Source organism: Mucilaginibacter sp. NFX135 (genome assembly GCF_048565145.1).
In the GTDB taxonomy this organism is placed as follows: Bacteria; Bacteroidota; Bacteroidia; order Sphingobacteriales; family Sphingobacteriaceae; genus Mucilaginibacter.
Genome location: NZ_CP183412.1, coordinates 2,858,475 through 2,876,170, shown reverse-complemented (window position 1 = coordinate 2,876,170; position 17,696 = coordinate 2,858,475). Strand labels below are relative to the sequence as shown.

The 17,696-nt window shown below is 41.9% G+C and carries 14 protein-coding genes; 5 read left to right on the top strand and 9 right to left on the bottom strand.

The features are described from left to right. Window positions 1–128 precede the first annotated feature (128 nt). Genes ACNURT_RS12335 through ACNURT_RS12325 form a run of 3 tightly spaced genes read right to left on the bottom strand, consistent with a single transcriptional unit; the run spans window position 129 to window position 6,335 of the window. Entirely contained in the window at window positions 129–1,733 is a 1,605-nt protein-coding gene (locus tag ACNURT_RS12335) for a SusD/RagB family nutrient-binding outer membrane lipoprotein (RefSeq protein WP_419701996.1), read from the bottom strand. 25 nt (window positions 1,734–1,758) lie between these two features. Continuing rightward, on the bottom strand, window positions 1,759–5,094 hold the full coding sequence (locus tag ACNURT_RS12330) for a SusC/RagA family TonB-linked outer membrane protein (protein WP_419701995.1): 3,336 nt from the start codon (window positions 5,092–5,094) through the stop codon (window positions 1,759–1,761). A 59-nt stretch (window positions 5,095–5,153) separates the two neighbouring features. Then, a complete protein-coding gene (locus ACNURT_RS12325) occupies window positions 5,154–6,335 on the bottom strand; it encodes an ROK family protein (protein ID WP_419701994.1) in 1,182 nt (393 codons plus the stop codon). Window positions 6,336–6,448: 113 nt separating this feature from the next. Here ACNURT_RS12325 and ACNURT_RS12320 point away from each other — a divergent pair, with 113 nt between their 5' ends. Together ACNURT_RS12320 and ACNURT_RS12315 are read left to right on the top strand one after the other, a co-directional pair. Beyond that, entirely contained in the window at window positions 6,449–7,573 is a 1,125-nt protein-coding gene (locus tag ACNURT_RS12320; RefSeq protein WP_419701993.1) for an alpha-L-fucosidase, read from the top strand. Next, window positions 7,570–7,797 carry a hypothetical protein gene (locus ACNURT_RS12315; RefSeq protein WP_419701992.1) on the top strand — a complete coding sequence of 76 codons (228 nt, stop codon included), beginning with the start codon at window positions 7,570–7,572 and terminating at the stop codon, window positions 7,795–7,797. Before ACNURT_RS12320 ends, ACNURT_RS12315 begins: the two co-directional genes overlap by 4 nt. A gap of 82 nt (window positions 7,798–7,879) precedes the next feature. On the opposite strand, the gene ACNURT_RS12310 is transcribed toward ACNURT_RS12315, so the two are convergent. Next, window positions 7,880–8,998, bottom strand: coding sequence for a Gfo/Idh/MocA family protein (locus ACNURT_RS12310; protein WP_419701991.1), 1,119 nt, complete (start codon window positions 8,996–8,998; stop codon window positions 7,880–7,882). A gap of 198 nt (window positions 8,999–9,196) precedes the next feature. Here ACNURT_RS12310 and ACNURT_RS12305 point away from each other — a divergent pair, with 198 nt between their 5' ends. Next, window positions 9,197–10,216: a class I fructose-bisphosphate aldolase gene (locus tag ACNURT_RS12305; RefSeq protein ID WP_419701990.1), complete on the top strand. Its 1,020-nt coding sequence runs from the start codon at window positions 9,197–9,199 to the stop codon at window positions 10,214–10,216. Window positions 10,217–10,288: 72 nt separating this feature from the next. Here ACNURT_RS12305 and ACNURT_RS12300 read toward each other — a convergent pair whose 3' ends face one another. From ACNURT_RS12300 to ACNURT_RS12285, 4 genes are all read right to left on the bottom strand, one after another. After that, window positions 10,289–10,843 carry a dihydrofolate reductase family protein gene (locus ACNURT_RS12300; RefSeq protein ID WP_419701989.1) on the bottom strand — a complete coding sequence of 185 codons (555 nt, stop codon included), beginning with the start codon at window positions 10,841–10,843 and terminating at the stop codon, window positions 10,289–10,291. Between the two features lie 96 nt (window positions 10,844–10,939). Continuing rightward, window positions 10,940–11,731 carry a helix-turn-helix domain-containing protein gene (locus ACNURT_RS12295; protein WP_419701988.1) on the bottom strand — a complete coding sequence of 264 codons (792 nt, stop codon included), beginning with the start codon at window positions 11,729–11,731 and terminating at the stop codon, window positions 10,940–10,942. A 93-nt stretch (window positions 11,732–11,824) separates the two neighbouring features. Further along, the gene (locus ACNURT_RS12290) at window positions 11,825–13,939 is read right to left on the bottom strand and encodes a beta-N-acetylhexosaminidase (RefSeq protein ID WP_419701987.1); all 2,115 of its coding nucleotides are present in this window, start codon (window positions 13,937–13,939) and stop codon (window positions 11,825–11,827) included. Then, entirely contained in the window at window positions 13,936–14,541 is a 606-nt protein-coding gene (locus ACNURT_RS12285) for a TetR/AcrR family transcriptional regulator (protein WP_419701986.1), read from the bottom strand. The genes ACNURT_RS12290 and ACNURT_RS12285 overlap by 4 nt, the downstream gene beginning before the upstream one ends. 170 nt (window positions 14,542–14,711) lie before the next feature. On the opposite strand from ACNURT_RS12285, the gene ACNURT_RS12280 reads away from it, so the two are divergent. Further along, window positions 14,712–15,452 carry a hypothetical protein gene (locus ACNURT_RS12280; RefSeq protein ID WP_419701985.1) on the top strand — a complete coding sequence of 247 codons (741 nt, stop codon included), beginning with the start codon at window positions 14,712–14,714 and terminating at the stop codon, window positions 15,450–15,452. Between the two features lie 61 nt (window positions 15,453–15,513). Here ACNURT_RS12280 and ACNURT_RS12275 read toward each other — a convergent pair whose 3' ends face one another. Next, the gene (locus ACNURT_RS12275; RefSeq protein WP_419701984.1) at window positions 15,514–15,897 is read right to left on the bottom strand and encodes a winged helix-turn-helix transcriptional regulator; all 384 of its coding nucleotides are present in this window, start codon (window positions 15,895–15,897) and stop codon (window positions 15,514–15,516) included. Window positions 15,898–16,010: 113 nt separating this feature from the next. Between ACNURT_RS12275 and ACNURT_RS12270 the strand changes: the two genes are divergently transcribed. Further along, window positions 16,011–17,420 (top strand): MFS transporter, encoded by a 1,410-nt coding sequence (locus ACNURT_RS12270; protein WP_419701983.1) that lies wholly within the window; start codon window positions 16,011–16,013, stop codon window positions 17,418–17,420. Window positions 17,421–17,696 lie beyond the last annotated feature (276 nt).

The window sequence follows — 17,696 nt, the reverse complement described above, 5'->3', positions numbered from 1 at the left end:
CGCTTAACTATCTGAATAAATCAAAAAAAGAGGCTGATCATGATTGATGATACAGCCTCTTTGCTATAGAAAAAACAGTAAAAAAGAGGTACTCACCATGGCGAGCCACCCCTTAATCAACCATTGTATTAGTTTACATCCCAGAATATTTTTGTTGTGCGGGTATCTTTGGCTTTTACTGTGTTGTAATTGGTATTAAAGCCGGTTTCAACACTTGGATATGTTAACCTGGTTGGAGGTAATTGATAAGGATTCAATGTTTGCGGAACAATTGTCAATTTTGGATATTTGGTGCGGCGATACTCAGACCAGGCCTCGTCTGACTGAAGCAAGCCAAAATTCACCCATTTCTGAATCCAGATTTTAGCCTTTTTGTCATCAGATGAACCTGTATAAGCAACATTTGTCGCATTTATAAACGCGGTTATCGCGGCTTCTGATGGAAGGCTTGTTTTTGCCCTCGGGCTCGAGCTAATGCTGTTTAAGTAGTAATAAAAAGATATGGATTGTCGCAATGCTATTTTATAAGCGGCTTCCGCATCACCTGTTGATCCCCAACGCTCAAAAGCCTCAGCCTTTAAAAAGTTAACCTCAGGGGCTGTTATGGCGATACCTGGTATTTTACCGTTATCAACAAATGTAGCGGAGTCGATAATAGCGTACTGAGTGTACTGCGTAGTTTGCTGATCATTTGTGAATGTTATCGGCATAGCCTTGTAGGTAGGGTTAGGAACAAAAACACCACCAGTTGTTTGACCAAATTTATCAAACATAACCGGTAAACGAGGGTCGTTAGCTGGCGCCATTACGGTGTTCAGCATATAGTCCGGTGCAAAATAGCTATCTATTTCTGTTAACGCGCTCCGTGGTGTATTGGTATAATTAGTTAAAGGTTGTAATAACACATCGGTAGTTGCCGGGTTATAAGTACCGCTATTTGCACCGTCTATTAACGGATATTCGGTACTATTGGCCAGCATGGCTGTTACCGCTGTTTTAGCATTTGCTTCATCAACAAATGATATACGCATTAACAAACGTAAGCGGATAGAATTAGCATATCTTCTCCACTGATCGGTACTGCCGCTTAACAAAATATCCTGCTTGCTAAATGCAGCGGCAGTATTAGCTGGCAAAACAGCCGACTTAAAAAATGTTGCCGCATCATTAAGACCACTGATAAGCGTATTATAAGTTGTTTTGGCATCATCAAACTTCGGATCTTTGATAATGCTGTATGTTTCAAGGCTACCTGCATCGGTAAAAGGGATATCGCCCCAGGCATCGATCATTTTAGAAGCCTGATCATACATTACTATTTTAGCAGCCTGTAAAAATACAGCCTGGCTTGCCTGATCTGCCGGAGATAATGCAGCATAGGCCTTCTCCATCGTACGGTAAATTGCCATTGGACCGCTGCCATTACCAGCAGGATAATAAAAATCTGACCAATAATTGCCAACATATCCGTCAATTTGCTGATAAGCAGTATTTACGTTATCAAATGAAGCCGTTTGAGCATAAACCGCCGCGTGTGGCATTAAATAGGTACGTTGGTTCCAATAAGCGGGTCTTACCCTGTCATTATTTAATATGCCTGTAAAAAGAGTAGCCAAACTGGCTTTTGATGTAAGTTCGGGATTGTTATACTGATCTGTCAGGCTCTTTTTACAAGAGCTGAAAGAAACAGCAAGAACAAGTATATAGCTGATGTGTATGAATATTTTTTTCATCATTAATTACTTAAATGTTAATAATTTAGAAAGTCACGTTTAATGAGGCACCAAAACTGCGTGTTGCCGGCAATGAGCCGTTATCAACACCCTGGCTGTACCACTGGTTACCAATTAAGGTTTCAGGATCCAGGTTTTTCAATGTCCTGTAGAAGTATAAAAGGTTTCTTCCTATTAAGGAAAATCTGATGTTTGATACGTGTAACTTGTTAGTTAAAGACTTTGGCAGTGTGTAACCAAAAGTTACTTCACGTAATTTGATGTAATCATTTTTGAAAATGGCGCCTTCTTCGTTCAATGCATCAGAGCTGCCCGCAGCAAATTCATTTTCGTAATACGAAGCCGCATCTATGATCTTAGTGTTAGCTTGTCCGTTAGCCAATACTCCCGGCTGGATCAAACCATCATGATAAACTTTCTGTCCTCCAGGACCGGCAGTGGTTGAAGCGGGCACACCTATATAATTTCCGCTACCCGCATCATAGTATGATATACCACCGTGCTCGGCATCCCTGTATTTCAATGTACTCTGGTACATGCCACTGCTTATGCCATATTTCAATGGTGTAGATATTACCTTACTACCAAAACGGTAATCGGCTAACACCGTAAGCGAGAAGTTTTTATACCCGAATGTATTGGAAAAACCACCAACAACCTTTGGCAATACGTTACCTGCTTTTTTGTACGATAATTTATCAATGATGTAATAACCGTTATCATCAATCATCTTGTTACCCTTGCTGTCTGTAGCTACCGGGTGAACATAAATATTACCTATATCCTCGCCTGGTTTTACTAAAAGCTGTATGCCGCTATCTTCAACGTTAACATAAGTAATTTGTGAAACTCCATTTAACGAATAAGCTTTGGAGCGGTTGAAAGAAAAATTCAATCTTGTTTGCCATCTGAAGGCACCAACTAAAGGACTGCCATTAATACCTAGTTCCAATCCATGGCTGCCAATTTCACCAGCATTAACAATTTGGCTCGATTGACCATTTGTAGGGGCTATCTGCAGGTTTAATATTTGATTTTTAATTCTGTTCTGATAGTAAGTAAAATCAAATCCTACCCTGTCATTAAAAAACCTACTTTCCAGACCAAATTCACTTTCATGCTTCATTTCTGGTTGAAGCGTATTATTACCGTAGTTTCTATTAGGAATTGATACCTGGGCAACAGAGCCGTTTAATGTTTGTAAAGAGCTTTGTTCATACAAAATGTTGGCTCTGTAAATGGCTGCTGGATTACCTACAACACCATATGATGCACGTACTTTACCATAGCTGATAAATGCCGGTAAATTATCTTTAAAGGCATCGGTAAATACAAAGCTACCACTTACGGAAGGATAGTTATAACGATTATTTTGCGGAGGCACTGTTGATGCTGATTCCTGGCGATAAGTTCCTTCTAAAAACAAATAGTTTTTGTATGACAAATCCAATATACCAAAGAAACCATATTTTAACAGCGACTGCCTGGCGTAGGTTGTTTTTTGTATGCCATAGGAGTTACTTATCGAAAAGAAGTTTTCAGAAACTAAACCTTGATCGGTACTTGATGTTTCATCTTTATAACGCTCAGATCTTGAAGTAAAACCACCACTCAATGAATAGCCAAAGTCTTTAACGGTATTGGAATAGGTTAACAAGGCATCGCCATAAACAATGGAGTAAATCCCTGTACCCACGCTGTACGCGCCGGTACTTGAGCCAGGATTATTAAAAGCAACCGGATATTGATTGTAATCTTTTTCCTCGCTGTTACGACCTGTATAATCCTGACCTATCCTTCCTCTGAATTTTAAATGTGTTAGCAGATCGATATTTAAAGTTGCACTGGAGTATAAACGGTTTTCATTTTCGTCATACGTGTTCTTTAAAGTTGTGAAAAAATAGTCGTAAAGGTTAGGGCGCACGTTAAAAGTAAATGCCTCGCCAGGGTTACGGGCAGTTTGGTTATAAGGCACCCATGAATAACCTTGCGAAGTTTGATATTTATCCAATACCAGGTCCATTTTTTCCTGGCGGCCAAAAAAACCGTCAAATGATTGAGCCAGCCTGTTTGTTTGGTAAGGCCTGTTATGGGTTAAGGTATTTACATAGTTGGCTATAAGGTCAACACTTACGCGTTTGCTTAATTTTAAGCCGCTGTTTAAACTAAACGTATTTTTTTTCTGATCAGATTCTCTTTGGATGCTGTTATAATCCAATCTTGATGCAGAAATACGGTAATTGTAATCATCTGTTTGGTTTGATAACGCCACGTTAGCTGATGAGCTAAAGCCGTTCCTGAAAATGTTTTTGTAGTTATCAGGCTGCGGAGAATAGGACTGGATTGAACCATCCCACCAACGTACTTGTTGCCCCTCCATTTTTGGACCAAAATCAGCATAAGCTCTAAAGTTCGGTCTCCAGCCTGCCGGTGACTTTGAATCTGGGAAAGATCCATCCTCTGATGCACCTACCGCCAAATTAGTTGCCCTGTCATATCCCTGGCCATAAACATTTTGATACTGTGGTAAAAAAGCGGCTCTTTCCGTAGTTCCAATATAATTGAAATCAACAGTTGGTCCCTTACCTTTAGTGCCTTTTTTAGTGGTGATCACAATTACACCAGCATTGGCATCAGATCCGTATAGTGAAGATGCCGCAGCGCCTTTAAGAACGGTAAGACTTTCAATATCCTGGGGATTTATATCCAATATACCATTACCCCTGATCCGCTGATCATCATAAAAACCACCATTATTACGTCCGGTGGCACCATATTGGCCCTCGCTCCTGATAATTACACCATCCACAACAAATAAGGGTTGCTGCTGATAATTCAGGGAATTTAAACCGCGGATCTGGATGTTAACGGCACTGCTTGACCCACCCGGAGCTGTAGTAATTTGTACACCCGTTGCCTTACCATACAAAGCCGATCCAAAATTAGTATTACCGGCTTCGGTAATTTCTTTGGCCGAAACTGTGCTTGTAGCATAACCAACAGACCTGTCCTGTCTTTTAATACCAAAGGCGGTGGTCACAACAACTTCTTTCAATTCATTGTTGCCTGCAGCCAGGGTTACATTGATAACAGAATTGTCGTCAACAGTAACTTCTTTTACTGCATAACCTATAGACGAAAATTTAAGCACCGTACCTTTTGCCGCTTTGATGCTGTACGCACCGCTGGCGTTGGTTTGTACGCCGGTTGTTGTACCCTTTATAAGTACAGATACACCGGGGAGCGGCCCGGCTTCGTCACGAACCACGCCGGTAACGGTTGTTTGGGCAAATGAACTTGCCGAAATCAGTACAAGTAGCAGCACCACCCATTTCCTGAAAATTAAGTAAAGTTGTTTCATGTAAAATTGTTTTGGTTTGTTATATGATTAATTAAGTATAAAAGCTTTTTAATACCTGTTTATACAGGTTCAGAAATATTGGCCTCCGGATTAAGTTTATATAAATTTTCTACTACTGTGGTTACACCTCCTAATAGTTGTGCATTATTACCCAGGTTAGAGACCGCTAATTGCGTATCAATAGCTAAATGAGGGATGCAATGTTCATTTATGGCTTGCTGAATAGGGCTAAGCCATAATTTGCCAATAACACTCCCCTTTCCACTTAGAATAATACTTTCCGGATTCATCAGGTGCAACAGTATAGCCAGCCCTTGTCCAATATAATAGGCTGCTTCAGCAATTATTTTTACAGAAAAAGCATCTCCTTTAAGTGCTTCATCCATGATATTATCTGCCGATATGGTATCGTATTTTATTAAACTACTTACCTGCCCCTGTTTTAAGCCCTCAATGGCTTTGGCTTCAATAGCCAGCAGGGAGGCTTCTGTTTCCAAACACCCTTGCTTTCCGCATGAGCATAGTTTACCGTTTTTATGAAGCGGCAAGTGACTAAATTCTCCTGCAAACCCCCTGTGCCCCCTAAACATTTCTTTGTTGATGATCATTCCCAAACCAACACCCCAACCCAGGTTAATGATCATAGAATTATTTTGTGCAATAGGAAGACCAAATTTTTGCTCGGCCACGGCTATGGCTGTTGAATCATTTTCTATAAAAACCGGTAATTCAACCTGCTTGTTTATATAGCTTACTAAGGTATCTTCGGGCGTTTGCAGAAAGCTCAGGTTATTACCCTGAATGACATCGATAAAGCCCGGCATGGTAATGCCTATGGCCAGGAATTTATCTTTTGGCAGTCCTGAATTAATAACCACAGTTTTAATATGGGCTACTAATGAATGAATAGCATCATGGTTATCATTAAGTTTCAGCTCAAACTCCTGCACATCATCTACAAACTCATTGTTCATGTTTACGATAACGATTCGGGTCATAAACTGGTTCATTGCCACCGAAATGATAAAGCCGGTATCAGCTACCAGTGAGTAGGTTGCGGGTTTGCGGCCACCGCTTGATGTTCTTATGCCAATTTCTTTTACAATATTTAACTTGACTAAATCAGCTACACCTTTGGTTATATATGGAATACTCCTCCCGACACTGATGCTAAGGTCATATAACGATGCAGTTTTGCCGTAGTACAATCCCTTAACAATATCTATGTGCTTGAAAAACATTTTAAACAGATTTTATATTTGCATATTTATAAAAAAAAATTTAATAATAAAAGAATTCTTTTTAAATTTATTAAAAAGATATTAAATTTATATAAAAAAATCAATTAGTCTACATGTCAAAAAAGCTTTATCACTACTTTTTATCCATATTTATCATGCTATACTCGGGTTTTGCACAAGCACAACACCGTATAAACCCCGATGGCATCAAAGAAAAAATGCAATGGTTTGCTGATGCCAAACTGGGCATATTTATTCATTATGGCATCTACTCTGTAAAGGGAATAGATGAAAGCTGGAGTTTTCATAACAAAAAGATCAGCTATGCTGACTATATGAGTCAATTAAAGGGCTTTACGGCAAACCAGTATAAACCCAATGAACTGGCCGATCTGATCAAAGAAAGCGGCGCCCGTTACGCAGTAATGACCACCAAACACCATGACGGCGTAGCTTTATGGAACAGTAAGTACGGTCCGCTAAATGTGGTGCAGAAAACCTCTGCTAAAAGAGACCTGTTAAAACCGCTTTATGACGCTTTACGCCAGCGTGGTGTAAAAACCGGCGCTTATTTTTCATTGATTGACTGGAGCCATGCCAATTATCCTGGTTTTTTAAAGGATAGTAGCAGGTACCAGGTAAAAGATCAGCCAGCTAAGTGGACTAAATATTTAACTTTTATGAACGGTCAGCTGGATGAGCTTGCCAAACAATACAACCCTGACCTTTGGTGGTTTGATGGCGATTGGGAACACAGCGCCGAAGAATGGAATGCAGCTGGGGTGAGACAGAAACTATTAAGTTACAATCCCAACACCATCATCAATGGCCGTTTACAGGGGTACGGCGACTATGATACACCAGAACAAAATTTCCCGGTATCAAGGCCTGCCTATAAATGGTGGGAACTTTGCTTAACCAGTAATGATAACTGGGGCTACCAGCCACAAGACAAAAATTTTAAAACCCCTTACGAGATCATCAATATTTTTACTGATGCTGTTAGTTACGGAGGAAATTTGCTGCTGGATATTGGCCCAAAGGGCGATGGCAGTATCCCGCCAGAGGAAGTGAATCTGCTTAAAGAACTGGGCACCTGGAACAAAAAGAATGGTGAAGGCGTTTTAATACCATTGCCGGAATGCCACAGGGCCATTATTACGGGGCAAGTACTTTGTCAAAAGATTCGACCATTGTATACTTATTTGTACCCGCCAAAACAAGCGCGCCGATATTGATAAAAGGGTTAAAAAATAGCATTAAAAAAGTAAGCGTGCTGGGCAGCGATAAACCATTGACCTATAAAGTTGTGGGTAAGATATCCTGGAGTGTTGTACCAGGTTTAACGTACATCACCATCCCCGAAAGCGTACAGGACAAATACATGTCTGTTATAAAAGTTGAATTGAATGGCAAACTCGATCTTTATCGCGGTAAAGGTGGTTTCCTGACGAATGAATAGTACTGAGTCCTGAGTCTGAAGTCGTAAGTCTAAAGTTTTCACTTGCAAGAAAAAAACGACACTTATGCTTTCAGGCTCAGGACTAAAGACTTAACGTCACCTTTGATCCGGTTTTTACCGCCTGGTAAATAGCATCAATGATTTTCAGGTCTTTTACCGCTTCCTCGCCATTTACGGGCACTACGGGCTGTTTGTTATCAAAAATAATGGCCGACATTTCTTCCATTTGTACCGTTTGATGTGTTGTAACCGGCTGAGTGAGCTCGCCTTTGTGGGTACGTCCCTGTATGGGGCCATAACCTGTAGATGGTTGCATCTCTGCAAAACCTTTTTCACCATTCAGGAAAAAGCGGTCGAGGTTATTCATATTATAGGTTGATAAACAGGATGCCACGGCTCCGCTTGGAAAGCCAAACTGAAACTGGATGGTTTCATCAACTCCTTCTTTAAATTTCACAGGATCGGTTTTGGTTTCCTGGGCGGTAACCCAAACAGGCTCTTCACCAGTCATATAGCGTGCCCCATTGATAGCATAAATGCCAATATCCATCATAGAGCCCCCACCGGCCAATTGCTTATTCAGCCGCCATTGTGTAGGGTCGCCAATTTTAAAACCGCACTGGCCCTGGAAAAATAGGATCTTCCCAAACTCGCCACTATTACGCATCCGGATCACCTCGAGTGTTTTGGGTTCAAAGTGCATACGATAACCTACCAGCAATTTCACATTGGCCTTTTTACAGGCATCCACCATCTCCTGCCCTTCTTTGGCGTTTACAGCCATGGGCTTTTCACAAATGGCATGTTTGCCCGCTTTGGCCACCCGCAATACCATATCATGGTGTAACGCGTTTGGCGTGATTACATAAACGGCATCAATGTCGGGATTATTTTTGATGCTGTCGAAATTCTCGTAATTGTAGCAATTCTTTGCAGGGATGCCATACTTGCTTTGCCAGTCCTTAATTTTTGAAGGCGTACCACTTACCACACCAACCAGTTTGGCTTTTACGCATGACTGCATGGCTTCGGCCACCCGTGTTCCATAGCTGCCCAGCCCCATAATGGCTACGCGAAGCACACGGCCTTCATAAGGAGCTTCGTTATTACTGTTTGAGTCGGCCCATCCCGAAAGCGGGGCCAGATGCAAGGCTAAAGCAGAGATTCCCAACTTCTGCAAAAAGTCGCGACGTGAATTCATAGGTATTGATTTTTAAGGTTCGTAATCGATTACAATTTAGGTATTTCTAAATAAACACCGGTTGTTCATTGTTGTTTTTGTCACTTTTATCTGATTTTATAGTAGAACCAAATACAGAGATCAACCATACAGAATCATTTATTTATATTTACAACAAAGCAACATTCCCAAACGTTTGCCCTATATACCGCATACCCCATGAATAAACAAACTTTAAAAAGTACCGCCCAACAACTAATGGCGGGCGACAAAGGCCTTTTGGCCATGGACGAAAGTATAGCCACCTGTAATAAACGCTTTGCAGAAGCCGGCATACCCCAAACAGAAGAGTACCGCCGAAAATACCGCGAACTGATAGTAACCACCCCCAAACTGGGCGAATGCATCAGCGGCGCTATCCTGTTTGATGAAACTACCAAACAAGCGGCTGACAATGATACCCCATTTATTGAACTGCTGGTTAAAGCCGGTGTTATCCCGGGCATAAAACTGGATGAGGGCGCTAAAGACATGCCCGCCTTCCCCGGAGAAAAAATAACCGAAGGCCTTGATGGACTGCGGGAAAGATTGAAAAACTATGCAGCAGCCGGCCTCAGGTTTGCCAAATGGCGTGCTGTGATCGTTATTTCGGGCGATACGCCAACTGATGGCAGCATTTACGCCAACGCCCACGCACTGGCCCGTTACGCCGCCCTTTGCCAGGAAGCGGATGTGGTACCTATAGTAGAGCCAGAAGTATTGATGGATGGCAACCACACCATTGAACGCTGCTTTGAAGTAACCCAAAGAGTGTTACATATTGTATTTGAAGTGCTGATACAACAACGTATTTACCTGGAAGGCATGATATTAAAACCCAACATGGTGGTTTCTGGAATTGATGCATCGGTGCAAGCCAGCGTTGAACAGGTTGCCGACCTAACCGTTCAGTGTTTACTACGTTGTGTGCCTGCTGCTGTACCAGGGGTGGCGTTTCTGTCGGGTGGGCAACCGGCCCCGACCGCAAGCGCGCATTTAAGTGCCATGCATGTAAAATACAAAAACAAGTTACCGTGGGCGCTTACTTTTTCATTTGCCAGGGCGGTTCAGCAACCAGCTATGGAATATTGGAAGGGAAAAGATGAAAATGTAGCCGTTGCCCAGCAACTATTTTATAAACGGCTGAGCATCAATAATGCCGCCAGGCGTGGTGAATATACACCGGCGCTTGAAGCTTAACTTTGCTAAACCCAACAGCAAGCCGCCAATCTCTTAGCGACTTGCTGTTGTTTATATACCGGGCCTGCATTCTCATTTCTCTCTCTGATAGTATAGCACGATCACACCGGCATCTAATATTTGGGTTTTAGCCAGTTTTAAGCCCGAGGCCTGAAAGTCATCTACAAAAAAACGTTTTCCGCTGCCTAAAACAATGGGATGAACCATCAAACGGTATTCATCAACCAGATCGGCTTTTGCTAATGCCTTTACCAGTTCGGCGCTTCCTTCCAGCATGATCTCTTTACCGGGCAATTCTTTGAGGCGGGCAATTTCCTCTTCCACATTTTTGCCAATGATGGTTGTATTATTCCAGTCGGCTTTTTCCAAAGTAGTTGAAACCACATATTTGGGTACGCTGTTTAATTTGTCGGCAACGCCATCTTCGTTATTTTTTTTGGTTGACCAGTATGGTGCAAGCATTTCATAAGTTTTACGGCCAAAAAGCATAGCATCACAAGTATTGTGACAATCCTGAATGTAAGCAGCCTTGGCTTCGCCAAAATAAGGCATAAACCATTCGCCCATACGATCTGCATCAAATACACCGTCTAATGTTATCCATTCTGAAACTATTAATTTTCTCATTTTCTTTTAATTTAAATTGTGCGTCTTATTTGTTTTTATACCACAAAGAAACGGCACCCGGGCAACTTGTGATAGAATAAACCCGACAATCTGAAATTAACGCGGAAACTCCGAAGCACTTTTAAAATATTCCAAAGGGGTATAATTGGTAAACTCTTTAAATGTGCGGATCAGATGGCTTTGGTCGGCATAACCGCTTTCAAAGGCTATATCTGTCATACCGGTAAATTGGTTTTGACTGAGTTGCTGAAGGGCATAATGAAACTGGCAGATCCGGCTGAAGGTTTTTGGGGAAACACCTACATGTAACTCAAACATACGCTGGAGGGTACGCTCAGTTACAAAAAACTCTTGCTGCACATGGGTAAGCGATATCAAACCCCTGCTCTTTTGTATAGCCTGGGCAGCGAATGAAATAGTATTGTTGATCCCTGGTTTATAACGATCAGCCAGTTTAAGTACATAATTATTCATCAGCTGCAAACGTTTATCCAATGAAATGGTATTCAGGAGTTGTTCTTGCAAGCTCATTGAACGGGCCGGTTCAGAATAATTTAAATCGATGCTGATATTGGTCAATTCTTTAGCATCGATCCCAAACAACGCCTTGAGCATATGCGGATATAAGAAGTAAGCTATGATGATAACATATCCACGGGTGTGCAGTTCAATTGGTTTGATATTTTGGCCATAAAGCACCAGGCTATCCATTTTTTTATTGTTACTTATAGATAAACCTGTATCCGTTATCTGGAAGGTAATACTGGGATAACCATTAGCAATAAGCGGTAGTATAGCCTCATGGTAAATGTTGTTATTCTCGATTACCACAATATGGCTCACATAATTTAAAATAGTCGGATGAGGGATAATAGTTTGTGTTTTCATTCCGGATAAATACGTGATCAAACGGTTCTTATAACTGGTATTTGATCAACTAATTTAGAAATATAAACTGACTTAACTTATTACCCGGTAACCTTAAAAAACAGGATAACTCGCCGGCTCTGCATCTATCCGTTGGTTTGCCAAGGCTCTGATCTCAGGGATAATAGACAACTCCACCTCGCCATAGGCCTTTTTCATCTGATCAAGCGCATCCAATTGTTGTTTTAGCCAATCGACCGATGGCTTTTCTTTATTTTTTAATAGTTTGATGGCTTCCAACCCTATCACAGCCGCTGCGTATAGTTTTTTTGAATTTTCATTGATGCTATTGTCCATTAACCCATTGTTGATCATTGCCTCAAGTACAGCTCGGTGATCACGCCATTTTTCAAGCTGCAAGGTGATGGATGCGGCAGCTGCATCATTGGGTTTATCCAGATAATTTTTCACCGTTACCCGGAATTGCCTTTTCACTTCCGGATCAACAAAAACAATATCAGAAATGGCCGTTAACGGTGTAGTCTGATAGCTCATGCTTTTAGGTGCAGTCATTCTTGCAAATAGCTTTTTATAGCCTTTTATCGGGGTTAAAACATCTGTTAATGTTTTTAATGGTGTAATATCAGCCCCGCCGGTAAAGCGCCGCAAAGCACGTTCATAATTACTGATATGCTGCACACCAATCTCATCCAATTGGTAACTGATCACAAACAGGCGACGGTACATATCATCTACATCATTTACTTTATAAGGCGACCATAGCCTCTCAGCAACAGCGGCGGCCCGCGGCCATATCCGGGTTTCAATATTATCCTTGTCAACCGCTTCGGCCCATTGTGCGGCCTCGCCACCTAAAACTTTTGATGCTACACTATCGGGAAGATTACCCGCCAGCATATCATTCTGATAATGGGTATAAGCAGGCATAAACAGATCCAGATAAAAGCCTTTTGATATGATAACCGGGTGACCCAGCTTCGCGGCTTCATTCATTTTGGCACCGTCCGTCCATACTTGTACGGCCACATCCTTTGGCAGATCTTTGGATAACAACTCCTCCCAGCCCAGGGTATGCCGGTGATGTTTGGTCAATATCTGTTGTACCCGCTTTACAAAATAAGCTTGTAAGGCATGGGTGTCTGCCAGGTTATTCTTTTGCATAAATGCTACAATATCTGGGTTATTGCGCCAGGATACGCCGTTATTCTCATCTGCGCCGATGTGGATATAGGGCGAAGGGAATAGAGACGCCATTTCGCCCAGGAATTTATCAATGAAGGTATAGGTAGATTCTTTAGAGGGGTCAAATGAAGGCGTAGGATAAGTATTGATCATTTTCATGATATCCATCAGGCCCATCTGCTTATCGCCCAAATCAAAACGTGGGCCCGGTTGATAGCTTTGTCCTGGAGTGCTCGACAAATTGGGATAACCGGCTAAAAACCCGGTAGTGTGACCTGGCATATCAAATTCGGGCACAATGATTATTCCCCGTTGTTTGGCATAAATGATCAATTGCTTTATTTGTGCCTGCGTAAAATATTCGCCGTAGGAGCCTTTTTTCTGCAATTCCGGAAACAGTTTTGATTCCACCCGGAAACCCTCATCGTCAGACAGATGCAGGTGCAAAACATTCATTTTTACGACTGCCATGGCATCTATATTTCTTTCGATCACCTCAACTGGGATAAAATGCCGGGCCACATCAATCATCAGTCCCCGCCATACAAAGCGCGGAGCATCCTGTATACTGACTACAGGCAAAAAGAAACCTTCCTTATCGTGCTGTACCAGTTGTAATAAAGTTTCAAGGCCATGTAAGGCGCCAGCTGTGGCAGGAGCTTCCAAATGTATATTTTGGGGTGTAACGGTTAAAGTATAGGATTCGTCACCACCCGGTATCGCTTCCTTTTTCTGTTTAACCCGGATGATCAGTGAACTCGTATCACTGATATCTTTAGCGGTTATCCGTTGCTGCCTGAAATAAAGCGCTGTGCGCCGGTTAAGTGTTTGAAAAGCCCTGTTAACAGCAAAATACAAGGCGCTATCGCTTGGGTCAGCTTTTATCGAAATAGTAAAACTGGAGTTCAGCAGGAAACGTCCGTTACCAAATGATACATGCTGGGGTACGGGCAAAAGCGAGCTATTTTGCGCGTTAGCTGCAAATACAGCATAAAATAGAAACCAGGTCAGGAGTGTTTTTTTCATGGTGATAAGTATTTAAGGTTATTCAATATTTTTATTCCTTTAGGCATACAGATTCCTCTCAGGTATACTACCAGCGTATTGGAAGCGAGATCAAAAGGACTTAGGTTAAATTTTCGATATTCGCCGGTACGGGTAAGCGATCTGTACAGCAGGTGCAAAGCGGTTATTACCACGGTGGTATTAAGCTCTGGCCTGAAAAAACCCTGCTTTATACCATTTTTGACGACATCATTAATATATTGACTATTGTTTTCAAAATACCTGGCAATCACTTTATCTTGCATTTCGGGATAGTAATAATTTAGGTCGTGGTAAAACACCGGTGCCACTTTAAAATCCTCCTCCAGACTCATAAAAAACAAGCGAAACAACTTTTCTGCCGGATTGGAACTATTTGCCATCAGATTATTAAAATCCAGGCTCATTTTTTCGTAATGAACTAACAGGCAAGCCTCCAATAATTCCTCCTTGCCACTAAAATATTTATACACCGTTTTGGTTGAAATACCTAATGGTGCCACGATCTGCTGAACGGTCATTTTCCGGATGCCGTTGAGCAAAAACTGACTGAGCGAATTCTGGATGATATTTTGTCTGGTCATAAATGGAAAATAAAATTAAAAAAATATTTTCCATTTACAAGCAAATCTGCCATTTAATCTGCTGGCATTAATCATGTTTAAACATGATTAATAATTTGAATATGAGTATTCTAACTTATTTATATATTGATTTTTTATTTATCTTATGCCACACTCATAAAACCTAAATAATGAATAACAACCTTTACCTTAACACCGGAAAGCTATTCCTGGTGATCAGTATTATCGCCATCGGCACAATTCACATGGTATCTGGTCATTTTCCCACCGGACTTATGCCCGTTGCGGCTTCGTTGCCGGCAAAACAAGTGCTGGCTTACTTAACCGGTTCGCTAATGATTATGGCTGGTGTACTTGTTCTAACAAAAAAATACGCCACTTACGGCGCTTCTTTAGCAGCATTGCTATATTTATTAGCCTTGCTTCTGATCCATGTTCCTAAAGTACTGGCCGATCCTAATAATCCATCAGAGTGGGCAGCCGTATTTGAGGTGATCTGCATCATGGGTGGTACGCTTATCCTGTTGGGCAATATCAGTAAGGATGGCACTAAGCTGATAAAAACAGGTATCTGTCTTTTTGCTATTGGTCTGCTGGTATTTGGGGTACAACATTATATGTACGCCCAGTTTGTAGCCAATCTGATACCCACCTGGATACCCGCTCATTTATTTTGCGACTATCTGGTTATGGTTGCTTTTTTTGCATCAGCCATAAGCTTTATTATCGGAAGATTGACCCGCCTGGCCGGAGGCCTTTTAGGTCTCATGTTTTTGATATGGGTGCTGATACTCCATTTACCTCGTGTTATAGCCGGTATACATACTGAATCCGAATGGACAAGTCTGTTTGTAGCCCTTGCATTTAGCGGCATATCTTTTTTAATAGCCGGTTTAGCTTCGAAGGCCTGATCAAAGCCGCGATGACCCTGTTAAGCCTGCTGACCATTAGATATCAGTAGGCTTTTTTATGCTAAACCATTGTTTTTTTCATCTGGCAATAATTATTACCCCAGTCACACAGCGCATCCATGATAGGGATCAATGTTTTACCCAGCTCTGTGAGCTTGTATTCTACCCGTGGGGGCGATTCGGCATAGGCGGTGCGTAACAGGATGCCATCGCGTTCCAGTTCTTTGAGTTGAGCCGTCAATGTGGCCTGGGTGATATACTGCATTTTTTTACGAAGCACCCCGAATCTCATAGGGCACTCTTCCCTGATCTTGTTGAGCAGCATCAGCTTCCATTTTCCGCCGATAATGTCCAGCGTATTTGTCATAGGACAGTTATCTTCCAAAAATTCTTCATTTTCGGTTTTTATAACCAGCTGATCGTCATTATTAGTATCATTTTTCATACTTAGTATCCTCCTTCAAACTACTTGTGAGCCTCTCCTGCCGTACCCATCTTTGAACCGTAAAATTAACAAAATCAGGCTTAAAGCCGGTTAAATTCATTTATCTGCAAATTATGAATAAGCAAATTTCAAGGTGGTTCCTGCTGATTATCCTGTCATCGTCGGTGTTTTTATCGGTGATCGACATTTTTATCGTCAACGTGGCCATCCCGTCCATTAAAAGGGGGATACATGGGTCTGATAGCGACATCCAGTTGGTTATTGTGCTGTACCTGCTGGGTTATGCTGCTTTCCTGATCACCGGTGGCCGGGCCGGCGACTACTATGGCAAGAAAAACGTTTTTATATTCGCCATGTCACTATTTGTGCTTACCTCCTGCCTGTGCGGCTTTTCGCAAACTGCCTGGCAAATCAATACTGCACGCTTTTTACAGGGTATCAGCGCCGCGTTTATGATCCCCCAGAGCATCACTTATATCCAGGTACTTTTCCCACAACACCATGACCGTATCCGGGCGCTTGGTATTTACGGAAGTATTGCCGGTACTGCCTCAGTCATAGGTCAGTTTTTAGGCGGCCTGCTGCCTGATGTTCACTTTTTGATGGATGGCTGGCGGTTAATCTTCCTCATCAATCTGCCCCTGGGTTTAGTTGCCGTAATACTGGCAGCTGTATTTTTAAAGGATACCAAAACCATCAAAAAATCACGGTTCGACCATTCGGGAGTTAGTTTGCTCACCGTAGCCCTGATAGCCTTGATTTACCCGCTGGTGCGCGGCCCCGAGCTTCACTGGCCCTGGTGGAGCATGGTATCTATTGCTTTATCTCTTATATTGTTATATCTGTTTGTATTCGACCAGCGTCGTAAGCTACATACCGATCAGGAGCCTTTGGTTGATGTACGCCTCTTTACTTTTAAAGATTTCAATATCGGACTTTGTGCTGTACTTTTTTATTTTATGGTGCAGGATACCTATTTTGTGATCAACGTGATCCTGTTCCAGAATGGCTTCGGCATCAGCTCGTCCGAAACCGGGGTATTCTTTGTGTTTCAGGGTGTTGGATATGTGGTAGCCTCGCTGTTATCCCTTCGTCTGGTACCACGTTATGGTAAGCGGGTGCTGCAGATAGGTGTATTAATCATGGTTATTTCGCTCCTGTTTCATTTATTGTTTTTTAACTCATTGACCATCAGTAGATATTTACTATTACCCGTGCTCTTTATTTATGGTACCGGCTGCGGATCGGTATTACCTTCTTTATTGACCATGGCACTAAAAAGCATCCCGCCCCATTTTGCCGGGGCTGCCTCAGGTACTTTCTCTACCTTTCAGCAAACCGCTATTGCTTTGGGGATAGGTATTGTAGGCGGTGTATTTTTCTACAAGCTGGCTGGCGACACCACTTTGGCCGGGTATATATCGGCTTACCGGCTGGCTACCGGGATCAATATTTTTTTGCTGGCTATTGTTAGCCTGTTTTTGTTTTTACTGCCCGATAAACCACGGACAAAAACTTTTTAAACCTTAAATTTTAACAATTTTTTAGCTAAAAACAGGGTAAATACGCACCTCTTTTGCTCATTTTAACTAAATTTCAATGCCATTTTAACACTTTTTAACAAATTTTTGATGGGTTTTGAAAAGTTTAAAAAGTATTAAATAATTTACATCAAATGACTAAATACCAAACGGTCAATTTTTGTTCCTTTTTGGCTTTTATACAAACGGCCCCGTTCTCTCCAAAATAGAGAACCGGGCCGTGGTATTTAGAACCCATCCCACGCAAAAGACATCTCC

Excerpts from the sequence above, each read along its gene's own strand:
- ACNURT_RS12335 (WP_419701996.1), bottom strand. The coding sequence starts at position 1,733 with ATGAAAAAAATATTCATACACATCAGCTATATACTTGTTCTTGCTGTT.
- ACNURT_RS12330 (WP_419701995.1), bottom strand. The coding sequence starts at position 5,094 with ATGAAACAACTTTACTTAATTTTCAGGAAATGGGTGGTGCTGCTACTT.
- ACNURT_RS12325 (WP_419701994.1), bottom strand. The coding sequence starts at position 6,335 with ATGTTTTTCAAGCACATAGATATTGTTAAGGGATTGTACTACGGCAAA.
- ACNURT_RS12320 (WP_419701993.1), top strand. The coding sequence starts at position 6,449 with ATGTCAAAAAAGCTTTATCACTACTTTTTATCCATATTTATCATGCTA.
- ACNURT_RS12310 (WP_419701991.1), bottom strand. The coding sequence starts at position 8,998 with ATGAATTCACGTCGCGACTTTTTGCAGAAGTTGGGAATCTCTGCTTTA.
- ACNURT_RS12305 (WP_419701990.1), top strand. The coding sequence starts at position 9,197 with ATGAATAAACAAACTTTAAAAAGTACCGCCCAACAACTAATGGCGGGC.
- ACNURT_RS12300 (WP_419701989.1), bottom strand. The coding sequence starts at position 10,843 with ATGAGAAAATTAATAGTTTCAGAATGGATAACATTAGACGGTGTATTT.
- ACNURT_RS12295 (WP_419701988.1), bottom strand. The coding sequence starts at position 11,731 with ATGAAAACACAAACTATTATCCCTCATCCGACTATTTTAAATTATGTG.
- ACNURT_RS12290 (WP_419701987.1), bottom strand. The coding sequence starts at position 13,939 with ATGAAAAAAACACTCCTGACCTGGTTTCTATTTTATGCTGTATTTGCA.
- ACNURT_RS12285 (WP_419701986.1), bottom strand. The coding sequence starts at position 14,541 with ATGACCAGACAAAATATCATCCAGAATTCGCTCAGTCAGTTTTTGCTC.
- ACNURT_RS12280 (WP_419701985.1), top strand. The coding sequence starts at position 14,712 with ATGAATAACAACCTTTACCTTAACACCGGAAAGCTATTCCTGGTGATC.
- ACNURT_RS12275 (WP_419701984.1), bottom strand. The coding sequence starts at position 15,897 with ATGAAAAATGATACTAATAATGACGATCAGCTGGTTATAAAAACCGAA.
- ACNURT_RS12270 (WP_419701983.1), top strand. The coding sequence starts at position 16,011 with ATGAATAAGCAAATTTCAAGGTGGTTCCTGCTGATTATCCTGTCATCG.